Genomic DNA, 17,508 nt, shown 5'->3' on the forward strand with positions numbered 1-17,508 from the left:
ACATGTCAACGTATATCAAATATTTTCTATATAACTATGTATTATTTTTAATCATGCATGATTATAACAGAAAAAATATTTATATTTCAGTCGCTGAAAGGTATCCTTCATTTGAACATAAATCTAGAAAGCCAATTATAGATATAAATAATATTAAACGCTGTTCCTACATTGTAGTTGACTTAGATTGTCGTAGAGATGTTGAATGGGATCATAAAAAAGCAGAAAATGTTTATAACGCTTTAAAAACTTTTAACGTTTTTGATAATATACTTTGTCCCCATATAATTCTTAATTCAGGTAGAGGGTTACATCTATTTTATTTAATAGAAACCGTAAATTTTTATAAAGACAAAATAAAAAAAGAACAACAAATAAGTTTATACCAAGATTGTGCGGCATATCTAAAAGAAAGTTTGTATGAAAAAATCTCTGAATTAAAAGATGCAGATGTCTATGCATTAAAAAATATTGATTTAGATAAAACCGTTGGATCTAATATATTACAAATTATAAGATTACCCCTATCCTATAATAGCTCAGCTAAAGCAAGGGGTACTCTAATAGATATTAACGATTTTCCTAGATATTATCTCGGCTTGTGGATAATTGAACTAAAACCAGAGGAAGATATAAATAAAAGCAACTATGTCCACAAAGCAAACATTGAAAAACTAAGCTTAAAAAGAATTGATGATTATAAAACATTAATTAAGATAAGGAAAGAAAATAATACACTTGTTGGCAGTAGAGATAAAATAATGATTCAAGGCGCATGGACAATTATTAATGGAAACCTATCTAAGGATATTTTATATGAAATTGGAAGTTTAATAGGTGGAGGGTTCGAAAAAGAAAGATATATAGAATCAAAATGGAGGAGTGCTATAAGGAATGTAGCTCCTAAATTCAAGAAATTATCCAACAAAAAAATCATGGAATGGTTAGATATTTCAGAAGAAGAAAGTCAGTTTATGTCATGTCTAAAACCTTATACTAAAAAAGAAATCATAGCTCAGCAAAAAAGAGAAGAAAAAGAAAAGTTAATTTTAGCAGTTAAAGAATATTATCATGCTAGTAGAAATATATCTCAAACTGCTAGAAAGTTTAAGTTATCAAGGAATACGGTTAGGAAATATATTAATTTAGAATTTAATTGAATTTAAATACTATAAAAGCTTGATAAGTTGTAATAAAAAAAGAACACCCTTATACAAGAGCATTCTTCCTCAAAATCTACTATGGATGAACTTTACAGTATCCGAAAAAATTATGGAATTTACATGGATAAGGAGGTGAAGGGATAGCCATCTCCTTATTATTTTTAATGTCTTTCTGGTGCAGCTCCATTTAGCCATCTCTTGAGAGAAGCATATCTACTACTATCGACTTGATCTATAACCCAGAACTCATAAGTACTTTTTCCTCTTATTTTTTCATATTCTATGTATGGATAAAGGCCTAAATATTCAAGCCCTTTAAAAGTGCTAGATTCTTCCATTACAGGTAGTATACATGCTTTTCCATTTAACATGCCATCTGCTAACCCCAATTCCCATGGACACCATTTTGAATTAACAATATTTCTAGTAGCGATATAAGATAAGCCTTTACAATTAGATATTCTATTTTTAATAACATTAGCCGTCTTAGGTGATACATTATTTCTATCCAAATTTTTATCATTTATCCAATCTACATATACAGAATAACCTGCGTTGTTAAATAAATCAATTAGTGTTAGTATCAGTTTTTTATCTAAAAAACTATGCGATATAAACAAGTCATATGATTCTTTTTTTAAAAAAACTGTGTAATTTTCATTTAAAATCCTTGTTTCCGATGCATTACTAATTTCTCTTTTAATAGATTCTCTTCTTAAAAATTCATTTGTTAAAATCATATATATTCCTCCTAGAATCTTTTATCTTTTGATAATTTCCAATAATGCAATCCCAAAGGAGTTAACTTGCAAGATTTACTGTTCATAGCTGCAAAATACATATGCTCAGCTCCTACCGGTTCTATAAGACCAACACTTTCATATAATTGAAGATCCTTAAATACTTTAACATTATCATCATTTGCATATGGCTCTTTAATTTCATGATTATCATCAGGCGTATTAGTATATTCATATGATGGGTCTAATCTATATTCGTCATATGGGTCAACAAAATAATCACTTATTTTTCTAAGTATCTGCTTTGAAACTCTAGGTTCAACAGTTCTGATTGGTAAAAATCTAGAAATGTTAGTCTTAAATAACGGTCTTTGTTCCCAAGCCCCAAGAGATTGGTCAACAAAAGAATAAAGACTTGCTGGAGTTATATTACCACCTACATCTGCAGCACCACCTAGTAAACCTTGTATTAATAACTCAGTAAAGATCCCATGTCCTGTAATTCTATCTTCTACAGCATACTCATCTCTATTACTAGCTGTCATTATTGTTACGCCTTGTCCTACAACAGAATCAGTTGTATCAGTAAATCCAGCTTCACCCATTTTTCCTGAAAAACAGCAATCTAATATTATAATTTTATTTTTACTCTTTGACTTGTTAGCCAATCTTAAAATATCTGTCATTGAAATTCCTAAATCCATACCATCATAATCAGGTAAAACAATTTTCCCACCTAATTCTCCTGTTCCATGTCCAGAAAAATAAAATAGTGCGATATCTGATTCTCCTGTTCCAAATAAAGAATTTAATAATTCGTACATTTCTTTTTTGGATGAAACGTTTGGCTCAAATTTCACATCAAAATTAGGACTTCCATCTCCATTTGTTTCTAATAATTTTTGAATCTCATTAGCATCATTTACACATCCCGATAAAGGAGCTGCTGGATAATTATCTATACCTACAACTAATGCTTTATAGTTTTTCATCTTAATACACCCCTTCCTACTTAAAGTGAACTTATCCAATTACTAATATTAGACCACGTCCAATCCATTAATCTTACATATCCACATTCGCTGGGTACTTTTATTCCTGAATGCTCATCATTTCCATATATTCCAACAATAGGTACCCCCTCTTGTTTGGCACAATTCATTTCCCAAATTTGCCCTGATGCATTTTTAGAATTTTTTGTAATTATAGAAATCATTCCATCACAACCTTTAATTCGTGTTCTGCAATTTGTTTTCCACATAGAATCCCAAGGTTTCTTGACAGACATATCCACAAATTCAATGTTACTATTAGGATTTCGAGAGTGTCCTCTTAATAAGTTTCTTAAGCCTTCATCTTCAATAGCAAAACTTATAAAAATTCTTTTCATTTCTGTTTTTTCCTCCTTAATTATCATCTTTTAGTTTATTCATAATTTCCATAAAAATAGAATCAGATAACCACTTCTTGAACTGTTGATTAGAAGTAAATTGCAAGAATAACTCCATGTTGTCCTTCATAATAGCTCTCATTACATCTGCTAACACATTCTCATATTCAATCTTTACATTTCCCTTATCTGAATTTTTAATTGCATTTATAATTCTTTCATCTTTAGCTACCATATCAGGAAGTTCTTTTATTTGCCTTGCTACATTATCCTTATCATTCCAATCAATATTGCCAAAAATATCGTTGAAGTTGGCAATAATGATATCTAATGATTCCATTTCAGGTTCAAACGGTCTTGCAGTTCCAGCTTGATTCGAAGAAGTTTCTCCATCTTCATTTTCTAGAGCTATATTAAGTTCATTTTGTTTTTCAAGTCTATAAGATTCTAAGTCAATTGACTCTAATATTTCATTTATTCCTTTATCATCCCTCGGTGTTGGCAAGCGATGGACAAGCAATTCAAAAAATATTGATTTTTTAGTCCATTCAATTTGACCAATAGGTAAAATTGCTGATAGAAAGTTATAAGTTCGTATGAAGGACTTAACCCCAGATTTAAACTCAACTTGATCTTCCTCGTCTAACTCTTTATATCTTTCAACACAAGTATCCATAATAGGATCAATAAATTCTCTTGATTTATTTTCAAAGAACATATCTATGACTCTATCAACCTCATCTTCTTCGTAAACATTTAAATAATCAAGCTTTCCTAGTATTTCATACAATTTATTTGGATCTGTTCCTTCAATAAGCTTAGTTTCCTTGTAGAATGGCTGAAAAGCATCTTTTATATCATCTGCATCATTTGCAAAATCAAGTACGCAAGTATCTATTTTATTTTCGCAGCATCTATTGAGCCTAGAGAGAGTTTGAACAGCCTTTACATCGTTTAAAATTTTATCTACATACATTGTATGAAGAAGCGGCTCATCATATCCTGTTTGATATTTATCTGCAACAATTAAAAACTTGTATTCATCTTTTTTAAAAACTTCTGGAGTTTCCTTATCTGAAAATCCATTTAATAAACTCTCGGTAACTTTTTTCCCTCTATACTCTTTTTCGCCAGAAAAAGCTACAAGTGCCTTAAATGGACTTTTATGAGCATTCAAGATATCATTTATGGCAAAATAATACTCAATTGCCCTAAGTATAGATGAAGTTACAACCATAGCCTTGGCTTTACCATTTATCTTTTTAGAAGAATTATTAATAAAATGATTAACTATTTCTTCGGATTTTTGCCTAATTGGAAACTCCTGTCCTTCAACAAAATTTCTAATCTTCCTACTAGCTTTTTTAGACTCAAAAAGGGGATTGTCTTTTACGGTTTTATATACTTTATAGTAATTTCCATAAGTTGTGTAATTTTTTAATACATCAAGAATAAATCCTTCTTCTATTGCCTGCTTCATAGAATAAAGGTCAAAAACAGAACCAAACATTTCTATAGTCTTTGCTTTAGGTGTTGCAGTAAAGGCGAAATAAGATGCATTTTCCGGCATTTTTCTAGCTTCAATAATTGCATTAATATAGTCTTCACTATCCATGTCATCTGTAACTTTATAATTACCTGAAATTGCAGTAGAAAGAGATGCCGCAGCTTTACCAGATTGAGAAGAATGAGCTTCATCTATAATAATAGCAAAATTTTTCCCTTTCATTTTACTGCCAACTGTTTCAATAATATAAGGGAACTTTTGTACAGTAGTCGTGATTATTTTCTTGCCATCTACTAGGAGTTTTTCTAATTCTTTTGATGAATCGGAATGAGCAAAGTTTGAAGAAACAGAAATAAAAGATCTGATATTATCAGAAATTTGTTTATCTAAGTTCTTTCTATCAGTTACTACAATGACTGAATCAAAAAGCTTTTTGTAGTCTTTTTCTGCTTCAACTAATCTATAAGCTAACCATGTTATTGAATTTGACTTCCCACTACCTGCTGAATGTTGAATTAAATACCTACCACCTACGCCGTTTTTCTCTACATCCTCTACAAGTCTAGTAACTACTCTATATTGGTGAAATCTTGGAAAAATTAAAGTTTCTTTTGTTTTCTTTGTTTTTGTATCTTTTTTTCTTTGTATATAAACAAACTGAGTAATTAAAGAACGAAGAGTTTTTTTAGAAAGAAAGTCCTTCCACAGATAATCTGTCATAGTCCCTTCGCCAATAGGATTTCCAGCACCACCATCTCCATTGCCCTTATTAAATGGCATAAAGAAAGTATCTTTTCCATTTAATTTTGTAGTAAACGAAACATAATTTTCATCTACTGCAAAATGAGCAAAGCATCTCTTAAACATAAAGAGAGGCTCCCTCGAATCCCTGTCATTTTTGTATTGGTCTTCTGCATCTTTATAGGTCCATCCTGCCCCAGACATCCTACTCTTAAGCTCCATGGTCATGATCGGAAGTCCATTTACAAATACACATATATCAAGCTCAAGTCCAGGATTTGCCTCAGAATAGGTCAATTGATTTGTAACAGAAAAAATATTAGAATTAAACTCATCAAAAGATGACGGTCTTTTCTTATCAAGGGCGTGGTAAAAGAAAATTACTCCCGTTGGATACATCTTGACACCTTCTTTTAAAACATGGGCAACCCCGTCACGAATTAGAGCAGATGAAAGATTATTTAAAAATTTTTGTCTTCCTAAGTCAGTATCTAGTCTGTGCTTGTCGTATGCCGTAGGCTGAGTTTTTTCTATAAAAGAAAATAATCTTTTCTCATCAATAGCATACTTTTTATTAAAAAAAAGCTTCATCTCACTTGGCTTTACATAGTCATATCCAATAGTTTGCAAATATTCTATTATTTGATTCTCAAGAGCCGATTCTGCCTTTTCTGTACGAATACCCATACTTATACCTCCTCATTAAAATTTCCATCTAAAATTACATCGTCTTCTATATCACTTACTTTGTCATATTCAGGGATAACGACATTTCTTACATCAATCTTACCCGTAACTACATCTGATATTAGAGATTGTTTTAGTAATTTTAGGTTATTGATTTGTTGAGCTTGGTTTTTCTCAATTTTATCTATAAGATTAATAATTAATTTGCAATTTTTAATAACTTTTTTCTGCACATCTTTATCAAACATTGGTATTAATAAATTAGAATACTTTTCTGCATTTATATTTTGAATAGTTGATTGGATAAATATTGAGTTTTTCCATTCTTCATAAATTTTTGATTGAGTAAAGTAATAAATATACTCTGAATAAACCAAATCTTTATTCACTCTAGCTCTTATTAAATATCCAGCATAAGCACAATTTCCATCAGTTTCTTTGTAATAGTATGTTTTTCCAACTGTTGCTCCACTTCTAGCAAATAATATATCTCCCTTATTTAATATATATTTTTTATCAAAATTTGAAACGTACTGTTGATCAGTTTCTTTTAAACTGCCATTTTTGTCGATATCAGTAATTCTTACATATCTAAAATCTCCAGATATATCTCCAGATATATTAAGACCGTACTCCATATCATTTTTTAGCAACATTTTTAAACGTATTTTTTCATCTGATTTCATATACTCATTTGCAATTAATTGGGATTTTATTAAATTTATATATTGGATTTTATTTCTATAACCACCTATAAGCCTATCAATTTCCTTAATTTTCCAATCGAGGAATCTTTTGATTTGTTCTTGCTCTTCTTTTGGTGGAACTGGTACTTCCAAAGTTTTTAGAGTATCCCATGATATCCTCATTCTAACGGTTGTTAAGTTTCCACTTTCTGATTCATTCATCATAATCCCTTTACCTAGACCAACCATACCTCTTTGGAAGTCATAATTTCTAAAAAGATATTCCATATAATATTTGTTGTTGTATTTGTTTGTAACTAATGGATAATATACAGGACTAATGGCACCGAAATAATTGGATATTCCTACTGCACCAGCAACAACATTCATGCAATTTACTAGAATATCCCCTTGATAGCAAAGATTATATTTAGTTAAATCTGACTTTGGTTTATTTCCGCCTTTTTCTTTTTTTTCTGAATAAGGAGTAACCCCATATTTTGCACTTAATGATAGAACTTCTTCTGTTTTTATAGGGTCATTCTTTTCCTTTCTAATATCAAATACACTAGCTATTCTTTGTATCTCCCAATGACTTGGCACTTCATTAAGCCATGTGATATCCACCTTTTTATAGTCCTTATATCTCATAATCAAGCCCCACTAAAATTGAATCTAGCAATCCCTCTGATTCTTCTTCCAGTCTTTTTATATCTTCTACCAGTTCTTTTATACTTGGCAATTTTTTAGGCACATAGAAGTATTTTGTAAAGTTTATTTCATAGCCTGTTTGGATAGATTCTTCATCTACCCAGGCATCTTTGTGGTGTGGCAGAACTTCTTTTTCTATAAAGGCTTGTATACCTCCTTCATAGTTTAGTGGTATTTGTTCTGTATCCCTTAAATCTGGGTCATGGGTCATGTTCCCCTTCTTATCTTTTATCACTTCTGCCTTTTCATCTTTTGATACAAATAGGTCTAGTAGTCCCGTTCTATTTAAATTGTTTATGGCAATGCCAGACATTCCTTTAGCTTTTTTGCTAAATTCTTTTTCAAATTTTGCATAGGATAAGTAGTCTTCGTCTCTTTGTAAGTCTTTTAATATTCCTAGATAATTTATCATCTTATCTTTGTCTGACAATTCATTTTTTGATCCCTTTGTGTCTTTCACTCCAAGGTCAGCAAATTCTTTCACTTTCTTTTTATCAAATTTACCTTCAAGAACTCCAAGTTTTTTTAGGATTTCTTCAAACTTTGAGACTGTCTCTTTATTTACACTTACTTTTTGTCTAAGTGGTCTTTCAACTGTTAATTGATAGTAACCAAATTCTTCATTATCAAATATTTTAGAATTTTCATTGTCTTCAAAATTTAAATATAAGTCTAGGATTTCTTTTTGATTTTCTTCGCTTAATTTACAATTCTTCTTACCCATGTTTTTACGAAGAGTGGTTTTAATCTTGGAGGCATCAATAAGTTGAATTTTTCCCTTTCTTCTTTCTTCCTTTCGGTTTGATAAAATCCAAATATAAGTAGCTATACCAGTATTATAAAAAATATTGTTAGGAAGTTGGATTATGGCTTCTATTAAGTCATTTTCTATCATATATTTACGAGCATTATTGGATCCATTACCTACAGCCCCTGCGAACAATGCTGACCCGTCATGGATTTCTACTATACGAGATCCAAGTTCTGTATCTTTCATTTTTGATATATTGTTTAACAAGAATAATAGTTGACCCTCAGATACATCAGGAATCATTCTAAAGTCTGTTTCTTCATTATGACTAGTTATAAACCTTGGGTCTATGATATTCTTTTTTAAATCTTTATCTGCTCCTTGGCCCATCTTTTCAAGGTCAGTTTTCCAATTTTTCCCATAAGGTGGATTTGATAGCATAAAATCAAATTCCTTGCCTTGTAACATATCATTAGAGAGGGTTGAACCAAAGAAAATATTATCTGCATCTCTTCCTTGTCCTTTTAGAAGAATATCTGCTTTTGCTATAGCATAAGTTTCAGGATTTATTTCTTGACCGTATATATGGGTGGTGATATTTTTCCCTTTTTCTTTCGCTATATTCTCAAGCCTTTCTACTGCCACGGTACACATACCAAGAGTACCCGCCGCTCCATCATATAAAGTATAGGGTGCATCTTTTAATTTATTTTCTATTGGTGCTATAGCAATATCTGCCATAAGCTCTATCACATCTCTTGGTGTAAAGTGTTCTCCTGCTTCTTCATTGTTTTCTTCATTAAACCTTCTTATAAGTTCTTCAAACAAGATTCCCATGGTATGGTTATCAAGAGCTGGCTTTATTACATCTCCTTCTGAATTTAAAACAGGGTATGGACTTAGGTTTATATCATAGGATACGAATTTTTCAATTACAGAGCCTAATATCCCCGCTTCTGTCATTGTATCTAATTGATTTTTAAATTTAAATTTATCTAGAATTTCTCTTACATTTGGAGAAAATCCATCTAAGTATTCTTCAAAATTTTTCTTTAAGTTTTGGCTGTTAGTTTCATTTTTTAAATCTTTTAATGTAAACTCAGAAATATTATATATTGGTAAATTTACAGCAAGACCCATAGCTTCTTCAAGATTTTCTGCATTATTTTTTTTGAAAATTTCTTTTAATTCCAAAATTTCTTTTTTCTTTGGTTCTATTACAGAATCAAACCTTCTAATTACTGTCATCGGCAAAATAACGTCTCTATATTTACCTCTTACAAATACATCTCTTAGGCAATCATCAGCAATTGACCATATAAAATTAACAAGCTTAGTATACTCAGCTGTATTTAATTTTTGATTATTCATTACATACCTTCTTTCTTTTCCATTGCAATAATATCCTTAAAATCCACATCTAAATTTTTGCAAATTCTGTAAAGAACCTGCATGCTAACAAATTCACCTTTGGTCATTTTTGCTACAGTTGCAGGTGATAGTCCTACTTTTTCCATTAAATCTTTTTTATTCATATTCTTATCTATCAAGACTTTCCACAAACCGTTATAATTAATTTTCATCATTACCATCCTTAGCCAATTTTACTTTTATTACGCAAAATAAACTTACGCTTTTACGAATTTTTTATTTATTATATTATATCATATATTCATTGGTTTTTTCGAAACATTGCCTCATAAAGCGATTTTTAAACAAAAAAATAAAGGCAGTCCGAAGACCGCCAATACTTGTCTCTGTGTCCTTAATACGCTAATTCTTATTTACCTTAGATTTATCATTTGTTTTAAAGCTTATTATTTTACCTTCACAGCCGTATGAAACAAAGTTAAAATATTCGATTTCTTAAATCATTCCAAAACGCTCTAAAGCATCTTCGATTGCTTTTTCTTTTTCTTCTGGGCAATTTGGCACTCTTTGATTCTCTTTCTTACTAAGATTATAATTTTCTCTTTCTATAAGACCATGTTTCCTTTTTACTTGTGCAATATATAGGCTTGAAACTTTTAAAGCATATTTATCCAATACAAATTTTTTAATTTCTCCGTACGTTGCATCTTTTGAAAAGTCAATTTCTGATAATTCATCTTCCCCGATTTCAATATCTAAATGATGTTCTGTATTTAGTTTGGACAATAGAGCTACCGTCTCAACCCATATGGTTAAGGGGAACATATCCACACTCGTAGTTGGAAACATATCCAACATTGGCTCTCGTTTGTGGGAAGATATCAACGGTTTTGTCTGTTCGTGAGAACATATCAACTCAAATCATTTCATGGTTAATCCCTTATCAATGGCTTCCTGAATAATCTTATGACAACATACCCCCAAAGGATTGTTTTCCTTACAAAGCGAATTTTTCATTGCTCCAGTTATGGCATTTACTTCTTTAACGGTTTTCGCACCATGCTTTACAACTGCTTCAATTACCTGATCTTCTGTGACTTTGCTGCAATAACAAGCATACTTAGGATCTGCATCTTTCTTAAACCAGATAGGAACCCTAACTTGGTCTTTTAAGAATTTTATTTCTTTATCTAAGTTATAGTAAATAACGTCGCAGTCCTCATTCATGCATATCTTATATTGATCTCCATCAACGGCATTACGATAATCATCTGTCACCAAGTGTTCAACGGTTATCCTACTAACTGTTACTCCTTCATTATTACAGACAGGGCAACTCTCCTTTGTTCTATTTAAATTTTATGTGATACATTCACAGCAACATTCATCAATAACTTTCAATTACATAACCTCCATATCTTTAAAACCATTTAATTCAAGGTAAATCCCAACCAATTTTCATTTATAGTTTTTAAATTAAAAAATACCCCTTGATTGTATCGTCAATTATCGGTATCATTCAAGGGGTGAATAGGAAAAATAGTTTATAGATTCTTTACATTCAAAGCTCTAAAAGCATTTAATACTGCGATGATAGTTACACCTACATCTGCAAATATAGCTGCCCACATAGTAGTTATTCCAAAAGCACTCAAAATAAGAACAATTATTTTTATTCCAATTGCAAATACTATGTTTTGATGTGCAATTTTTAGTGTCTTTTTAGAAATCTTCATTGCAGTAGCAATTTTCGATGGCTCATCAGTCATAATTACAACATCAGCAGCTTCAATGGCCGCATCAGAACCTAAACCACCCATTGCTATTCCAATGTCTGCACGAGCTAATACAGGTGCATCATTGATTCCGTCACCAACAAAGGCAAGTTTACCTTTTTTAGATTTTTGCGAAAATAATTCTTCTAGTTTTTCAACTTTGTCTGCTGGCAACAGTTCTGCATAAACCTTATCAAGACCAAGCTCTTTAGCAACTTTTGAACCAATACTTTTATTATCACCTGTCAACATAACTGTTTGTTTAATATTAGCTGCCTTAAGTTCCTTGATTGCTTGTGCTGAATCTTCCTTTACCTCATCGGCAATTACAATGTAACCTATATATTTGTTATTAACAGCAACATGTACAATAGTACCGATCAGCTCTCCCTTGAAATAAGGGATATCCATCATTTTCATAAGTTTGATATTTCCTGCCATAACCTTTTTGCCATCTACTGTTGCAATAACACCATGACCTGATATCTCTTCTACATCTGAAATACGTCCATTGTCTATTTCTTTGCTATATGCACGTTTCAGTGAAAGTGAAATCGGATGATTGGAATAGCTTTCCGCATGTGCAGTTAATTCTAGTAGCTCTTCTTTGGAAACTCCTTCTGGATGAATTTCCTGTACATTAAATACACCTTTCGTTAGTGTTCCAGTTTTATCAAAAACAACAATTTCAGTTTCTGCTAATGCCTCTAAATAATTACTACCCTTGACTAAAACACCTTTTTTTGAGGCTCCACCTATTCCACCGAAGAAACTCAAAGGAATTGAAATAACTAAAGCACACGGACAGGATACCACAAGGAATGCTAGTGCTCTATATATCCAATCACTAAAAGTCGCCCCGTCTATAACAAGAGGTGGTATAATAGCTAGAAAAACTGCAATTATAACCACAACCGGTGTATAATATCTCGCAAACTTCGTAATAAATTGTTCTGAATTGGATTTTTTACTACTTGCATTTTCAACTAAATCAAGAATTTTACTTACAGTAGATTCTCCAAATTCCTTGGTAACCTCTGCTGTAATAACCCCATTAATGTTGATGCACCCACTTAGGATATCACTTCCAACTTCTACTTCACGAGGAACAGATTCGCCTGTTAGTGCCGATGTATCAATCATTGAACTTCCCTCAATTACCTTGCCATCAAGAGGAATTTTTTCTCCTGCTTTAATTACAATAATATCTCCAATTTGTACTTCATCTGGGTCAACTTTGACAAGTTCATCACCTTTTTTAACATTTGCATAATCTGGTCGAATATCCATAAGGCTTGCAATTGACTTTCTCGACTTGCCAACTGCATAGCTTTGAAACAGTTCTCCAACTTGATAAAACAGCATAACTGCAACACCTTCAGGATACTCACCAATAAAAAATGCACCAATTGTTGCAATACTCATTAAAAAACTTTCATCGAAAACTTGACCTTTAAAAATATTTTTTACAGCTCTTTTTACAACATCTCCACCTACAATAATGTAACTTATTATAAAGAGAGCAATCTGTAACCATTCGTTATTTAAACTAAGCAATACTGCTGTAGCTAACACGGCTGCACCAATAATTATTCGCCATAGTCGTTTTGTCATACTAAATAGTCTCCTTTAAGCCTTTTTCATAGTTGTATCGGGTTCGATTTTTTTAACTATTTTTTCGGCCTCTGCTATTATTGTTGGCATTTTTTCATCCTCACCATCAATAACGAGTTTTGTGGTCATAAAGTTAACAGTAGCTTCTTTCACTCCATCAAGCTCATTAATAGCCTTTTCCATTTTTGCCGCGCAATTTGCACAATCTAAACCTTCAAGTATAAATTTCTTTTTCATTATTAAATCCTCCTAAATATTATTTGTAATTTTATTTTGAATACTACAAGTCTTTTTCAAATTTTCTTGAAGCATTGCTCATTTGAAATGAAGACTTAAATATATGCCCAAATATCTTCAAAAAATATTCTATTCTACCGCATTACTACTTCTCGTTGATATGAATTAGACCTTGGTCAAATATTTCTCTTACATGATCATCAACTAATGAATAATATACTACTTTGCCTTCTTTTCTGTTTTTCACTAAATTAGCTTGTTTTAAGACTCTCAGCTGATGGGAAATTGCTGATTGTGTCATGTTAAGTAATATAGCGATATCACAAACACACATTTCAGCTTCATGTAAAGCCCATAATATCCTGATTCGTGTTGAATCTCCAAATACTTTAAATAATTCTGCTAGATCATAAAGGCTTTCTTCTTGAGACATTTTATCTCTAACTTGATTTACAATATCCTCATGAATTACATTGCAGTCACATCTTTCAATTGAATTAAATTTTTTAGTCATATTATCACCTCTTTTTAAATCATTTCATCTGATTACTTGGGCAAGCATTCATACGTTGTATATTTATTATATTATTGTTTTTCTCTTGTGTCAATAGTTATATGAGCATTTATTCAGGTGTTTTTTATATTATTTAAAATATCTCAAAAACATCTACTAAGACATTAGTACAGTCCTTTCTCGGTATCCTGTTCCATACATATCCTTTAAACAAATCCTTAAAAATAAAGACTTCTCCTTCGTACAAGTTTTCGGTTTCTTTAATAGCTTCATCTAACAGCTTATTACATCACTCATGTGGTCAACTCCTTATCAATAACCTTATAAACAACATTTTTGATAATATCACATGTATAAATCATGTAAAAGTCAATGCAAAAACCGCCAATCAAGAGAACCTAACTCTTAATTGACGGTTTATATTAGTATTAAATCATACTTCCATTTCAATTCCAGATTTAAAGCATATTACAAAGTGGTCATCATAAACACTAACATTCTGGATAATCTTCCTTACTAGGGTATCATCATAACGTGTAACCATTACTGGAACATAAGCTATAAATTTCGTCTTTAAAATGTCCGTTATTTGCAGTTAATATGTTGGGTACATTTTCTAGCACAAAATACTTCGGTCTAACAACACTAACTACCTCAAAAAAATATTTAAATAAATAATTACGTGGATCATCCATTATTTTTCTTTTCCCTTTTTGAGAAAATCCTTGACAAGGTGGTCCCCCAACAATTACGTCTATATTTTTATACTCATTAAAAACATCATCAATATCTAATTTTGAAATATCTTCATTAATCATTTTCACTTTAGGATGATTTTTTTTATAAGAATTAGCTATAGAATAGTCAACTTCATTTGCTAAAACAATTTCAAATCCTGAGTCGAAAAATCCTTTAGATAGTCCACCAACTCCAGAAAACAAATCAATAACTTGTCTTTTCATCTTCTACCCTCATATTCGCTAATTTAGCATATTTTTCTTCTAATTCAACACCGATAAAATTTCTATTTAATCTATAGCTTGCAATTGCAGAAGAACCGCTTCCTAGAAATGGATCTACTACTAAATCGCCCTCATTTGAAAGCAATCTTATAAAATGTTCGAATAATATAATTGGCTTTTGTGTTGGATGTTTACCTAATTTCTTTTCCCTAGCAGTCGTGACAGATGTTTCAATATAGTCTAGAACCAATTTACCTTTATTATTGAATGTTCCTGTTTTTGTTTTATAAGTAAAATATATCCAGCACTCATTTGAATTAACAAAATGTAAATTCATATTTCTAGGCATTGGATTTGTTTTGTGCCAAATTCCAGTGGTTTTATAATAAAAACCAAATTCATTTGCTATTTCAACAAGAGTTTCAACCCTTAATATTGACATAAAAACTATCATGGAAGCACCATTCTTAAGTATCCTACTTGATTCTTTAAAAACAATATCATATGGTCTTTCCAATCATTAAAATCTAAATCATCCCAACCAGCAGCACCAAAAAAAATAGAACGCATTTTTTGTAGATTTGTATCTCTCCCGTTCATGAAATTCGTAATATTATATGGAGGATCTGTAATAATTAAATCAACCGTAGATGAGTCTAACTTCCTCAATTCTTCTATGCATTCTCCATTTATTATTTCAATCATTTTTAATACACTCCATAATTTCTGATATGTCGCAATCCAATGCATCACAAATTCTGAGCAAAATATCAGTAGTTACATTCTCACCATTCTTTAATTTATAAAATGTACTCCTACTTACATTTGCTTTTTCCATAAGCTCATTATGTTGCATATCTAAATCAATAAGTTTTTTAAATAACCTTTTATAACTTAATTCCATATAACCTCCAAGATTATTTTTTCGATAGCTAATCTCGTACATATATACATTAAAAAAATACTTATGTTTGTTATTACATACAAATTTATTATAATATTAACTATAGGTTATTTTCAATCAATTGATACATCACTTTAAAAAAGCAAAAAAATAAAGGCAGTCCGAAGACTGCCGATATTTTTCTCTCTGTATCTTTGCTATGGTCTTTCTTATTTGACTTAGTTTTGTCATCTATCTTAAAGCTTTTTATTTGACCTAATATAGAATTTTTTCCTCATCATCATACCCTCCAACTTTTGAGTATAAAAATAGACAATAGAGTTTTTAATTTCTATCGTCTAAGATTATCTAATATTTATTTTTCTTTAAATTGATTTTATTGTATAGTTTAATAATTCTATTAATCTAATTATAAAAATTAAACTGGGATTCATAACAAATCCCAGTTTCATAATTAGCGTGTTCTTTTAATATAATTTTGTTTTAATTTCCCCCCTCTGCCCGTTCGTTTCTCTTATCTTTAAATAACTAATATATTTCATCTTAATAATATATTATAACACTTAGAGATATATACCTGCTATTTTACCAATCATTCAACTTACACTTCTAAAAATATGTTAACTTACTCTTAAACTTGCAATAAAAGAAGCTAACGCCCAAAATAAGCAGAACACCATAATGATATACAACAACGCCGTTCCAATACCAAGTAGGAATGTAATAAATGCAGAAAGTCATATGCTGTCATTCTTTTCTATTAAATCATTTTGAAGTGTCTCAAAGCATCCATGATGGCTTCTTCTTTTTCAGGTGTACACTGTGGAATAATTTGTTTCTCCTTTTTTGACTTGTTGTAATGTTCTCGTAATTCTATTCCACATTTCCTTTTTATCTGTGCAATATATAATGTTGAAACTTTTAATTGAAATTTATTCCAAACATATTCTTTGATTTGAGCATATGTTGCTTTACTCTCCGCACTTGTCAAATCCATCTCATCCAACTCAATTTCAACACTTATGTGCTTATCGACATCAAGTTTGGACAAAAGTGCTACCGTCTCCACGTGTATCAAGACTTCCCTGATGATAACCCTACATCAAGAACTTAGTCTTAACACTCGTTGCAGGGTGAAAGCTGGCAAAAGATATATCGTATGATAGTGCAAGTCAAAGACTGCTGCAACCAATATCCATTATTCATTTTCATTTCAACAGCAACTATTTCAGGTCTGTTATTGAAGCGAACAGGAATGATACTGTTACCTATTCTACAGCTGACGATCATCGTTGTATTGTTTTTGACATATATACCGGCATCATATTTCAGGAATAATCCCTGATTGGGCGCAACTACACCGCCTATAAACGGCAGCCTGAATTGCCCGCCGTAAGCATGTCCGCTCAGAACCAAATCAATATCTTCCATGACATACGCCCCAAATGTCTCCGGACGATGAAACAATAATATATAATATTTCTCTGATAAGTTCATCTGGTTTAGCCTTGTTTGCAGCATACTTGCTGAATCGCAGAGTCTCTGTCTGTAAAATCTGGATCATCTAATCCGACAAGCTGTACCGTCTGACCGTCTCTTTCTAATACAATCACCCGATCATGAAGAATCTGAACATTCTCATCAAGAAGTTTTTCTTCCGGTACAGTGAATTGCTGTCCGATCCATGCTTCGTGATTGCCGGTAACATAATAGCATTGTGCAATCTTCATCAGCTTGCTTACCAATGCAATGGCA

At 31.3% G+C, this 17,508-nt stretch carries 17 protein-coding genes and 5 pseudogenes; 1 reads left to right on the forward strand and 21 read right to left on the reverse strand.

Annotated features, from left to right (window positions below):
* The first annotated feature begins 53 nt into the window (after nt 1–53).
* Nucleotides 54–1,160 carry a hypothetical protein gene (locus HMPREF1250_RS05190; protein ID WP_155914496.1) on the forward strand — a complete coding sequence of 369 codons (1,107 nt, stop codon included), beginning with the start codon at nt 54–56 and terminating at the stop codon, nt 1,158–1,160.
* Between the two features lie 164 nt (nt 1,161–1,324).
* On the opposite strand, the gene HMPREF1250_RS05195 is transcribed toward HMPREF1250_RS05190, so the two are convergent.
* The 21 genes and pseudogenes from HMPREF1250_RS05195 to HMPREF1250_RS11830 form a co-directional block, all read right to left on the reverse strand.
* Nucleotides 1,325–1,903, reverse strand: a complete 579-nt coding sequence (locus tag HMPREF1250_RS05195; protein WP_023053572.1) for a TIR domain-containing protein — start codon at nt 1,901–1,903, stop codon at nt 1,325–1,327.
* Nucleotides 1,904–1,914: 11 nt separating this feature from the next.
* The gene (locus tag HMPREF1250_RS05200; protein ID WP_023053590.1) at nt 1,915–2,895 is read right to left on the reverse strand and encodes a caspase family protein; all 981 of its coding nucleotides are present in this window, start codon (nt 2,893–2,895) and stop codon (nt 1,915–1,917) included.
* A gap of 20 nt (nt 2,896–2,915) precedes the next feature.
* The gene (locus tag HMPREF1250_RS05205) at nt 2,916–3,293 is read right to left on the reverse strand and encodes a TIR domain-containing protein (protein WP_036242767.1); all 378 of its coding nucleotides are present in this window, start codon (nt 3,291–3,293) and stop codon (nt 2,916–2,918) included.
* 16 nt (nt 3,294–3,309) lie between these two features.
* Nucleotides 3,310–6,228 carry a type I restriction endonuclease subunit R gene (locus HMPREF1250_RS05210; protein ID WP_023053568.1) on the reverse strand — a complete coding sequence of 973 codons (2,919 nt, stop codon included), beginning with the start codon at nt 6,226–6,228 and terminating at the stop codon, nt 3,310–3,312.
* A gap of 2 nt (nt 6,229–6,230) precedes the next feature.
* Nucleotides 6,231–7,565, reverse strand: coding sequence for a restriction endonuclease subunit S (locus tag HMPREF1250_RS05215; RefSeq protein ID WP_023053600.1), 1,335 nt, complete (start codon nt 7,563–7,565; stop codon nt 6,231–6,233).
* Nucleotides 7,555–9,747, reverse strand: a complete 2,193-nt coding sequence (locus HMPREF1250_RS05220) for a type I restriction-modification system subunit M (protein ID WP_023053604.1) — start codon at nt 9,745–9,747, stop codon at nt 7,555–7,557. Before HMPREF1250_RS05220 ends, HMPREF1250_RS05215 begins: the two co-directional genes overlap by 11 nt.
* A complete protein-coding gene (locus tag HMPREF1250_RS05225; protein WP_023053603.1) occupies nt 9,747–9,959 on the reverse strand; it encodes a helix-turn-helix domain-containing protein in 213 nt (70 codons plus the stop codon). The genes HMPREF1250_RS05220 and HMPREF1250_RS05225 overlap by 1 nt, the downstream gene beginning before the upstream one ends.
* A 283-nt stretch (nt 9,960–10,242) precedes the next feature.
* Nucleotides 10,243–10,605 (reverse strand): RNA methyltransferase, encoded by a 363-nt coding sequence (locus HMPREF1250_RS05230; RefSeq protein WP_231391287.1) that lies wholly within the window; start codon nt 10,603–10,605, stop codon nt 10,243–10,245.
* A gap of 63 nt (nt 10,606–10,668) precedes the next feature.
* A pseudogene (locus tag HMPREF1250_RS12225) lies at nt 10,669–11,139 on the reverse strand (Csac_0668 family 2Fe-2S cluster-binding (seleno)protein).
* Between the two features lie 152 nt (nt 11,140–11,291).
* Nucleotides 11,292–13,373 (reverse strand): annotated as a pseudogene (locus tag HMPREF1250_RS05240) (heavy metal translocating P-type ATPase).
* 145 nt (nt 13,374–13,518) lie between these two features.
* Nucleotides 13,519–13,887: an ArsR/SmtB family transcription factor gene (locus HMPREF1250_RS05250; protein ID WP_023053591.1), complete on the reverse strand. Its 369-nt coding sequence runs from the start codon at nt 13,885–13,887 to the stop codon at nt 13,519–13,521.
* 172 nt (nt 13,888–14,059) lie between these two features.
* A pseudogene (locus tag HMPREF1250_RS11180) lies at nt 14,060–14,167 on the reverse strand (DUF1413 domain-containing protein); the annotation flags it as partial.
* Nucleotides 14,168–14,320: 153 nt separating this feature from the next.
* Nucleotides 14,321–14,407 (reverse strand): annotated as a pseudogene (locus HMPREF1250_RS11370) (DNA recombinase); the annotation flags it as partial.
* Nucleotides 14,408–14,414: 7 nt separating this feature from the next.
* Nucleotides 14,415–14,849, reverse strand: coding sequence for a DNA cytosine methyltransferase (locus tag HMPREF1250_RS05255; RefSeq protein ID WP_036242772.1), 435 nt, complete (start codon nt 14,847–14,849; stop codon nt 14,415–14,417).
* Nucleotides 14,830–15,303: a DNA-methyltransferase gene (locus HMPREF1250_RS05260; protein ID WP_231391288.1), complete on the reverse strand. Its 474-nt coding sequence runs from the start codon at nt 15,301–15,303 to the stop codon at nt 14,830–14,832. The genes HMPREF1250_RS05255 and HMPREF1250_RS05260 overlap by 20 nt, the downstream gene beginning before the upstream one ends.
* Nucleotides 15,300–15,554: a hypothetical protein gene (locus tag HMPREF1250_RS05265; RefSeq protein WP_023053549.1), complete on the reverse strand. Its 255-nt coding sequence runs from the start codon at nt 15,552–15,554 to the stop codon at nt 15,300–15,302. The genes HMPREF1250_RS05260 and HMPREF1250_RS05265 overlap by 4 nt, the downstream gene beginning before the upstream one ends.
* Nucleotides 15,547–15,753 carry a helix-turn-helix domain-containing protein gene (locus HMPREF1250_RS05270; protein ID WP_006702354.1) on the reverse strand — a complete coding sequence of 69 codons (207 nt, stop codon included), beginning with the start codon at nt 15,751–15,753 and terminating at the stop codon, nt 15,547–15,549. The genes HMPREF1250_RS05265 and HMPREF1250_RS05270 overlap by 8 nt, the downstream gene beginning before the upstream one ends.
* Nucleotides 15,754–15,934: 181 nt before the next feature.
* Nucleotides 15,935–16,024 (reverse strand): annotated as a pseudogene (locus tag HMPREF1250_RS11610) (DNA-binding protein); the annotation flags it as partial.
* 489 nt (nt 16,025–16,513) lie between these two features.
* Nucleotides 16,514–16,822, reverse strand: coding sequence for a hypothetical protein (locus HMPREF1250_RS05275; RefSeq protein WP_036242774.1), 309 nt, complete (start codon nt 16,820–16,822; stop codon nt 16,514–16,516).
* A 47-nt stretch (nt 16,823–16,869) separates the two neighbouring features.
* Nucleotides 16,870–17,184 carry a hypothetical protein gene (locus HMPREF1250_RS11825; protein WP_023053554.1) on the reverse strand — a complete coding sequence of 105 codons (315 nt, stop codon included), beginning with the start codon at nt 17,182–17,184 and terminating at the stop codon, nt 16,870–16,872.
* A 71-nt stretch (nt 17,185–17,255) separates the two neighbouring features.
* Nucleotides 17,256–17,483: a hypothetical protein gene (locus HMPREF1250_RS11830; protein ID WP_196806852.1), complete on the reverse strand. Its 228-nt coding sequence runs from the start codon at nt 17,481–17,483 to the stop codon at nt 17,256–17,258.
* Between the last annotated feature and the right edge of the window lie 25 nt (nt 17,484–17,508).

This window comes from Megasphaera vaginalis (ex Srinivasan et al. 2021), from assembly GCF_000478965.1.
Classification (GTDB): Bacteria; Bacillota; Negativicutes; order Veillonellales; family Megasphaeraceae; genus Megasphaera; species Megasphaera vaginalis.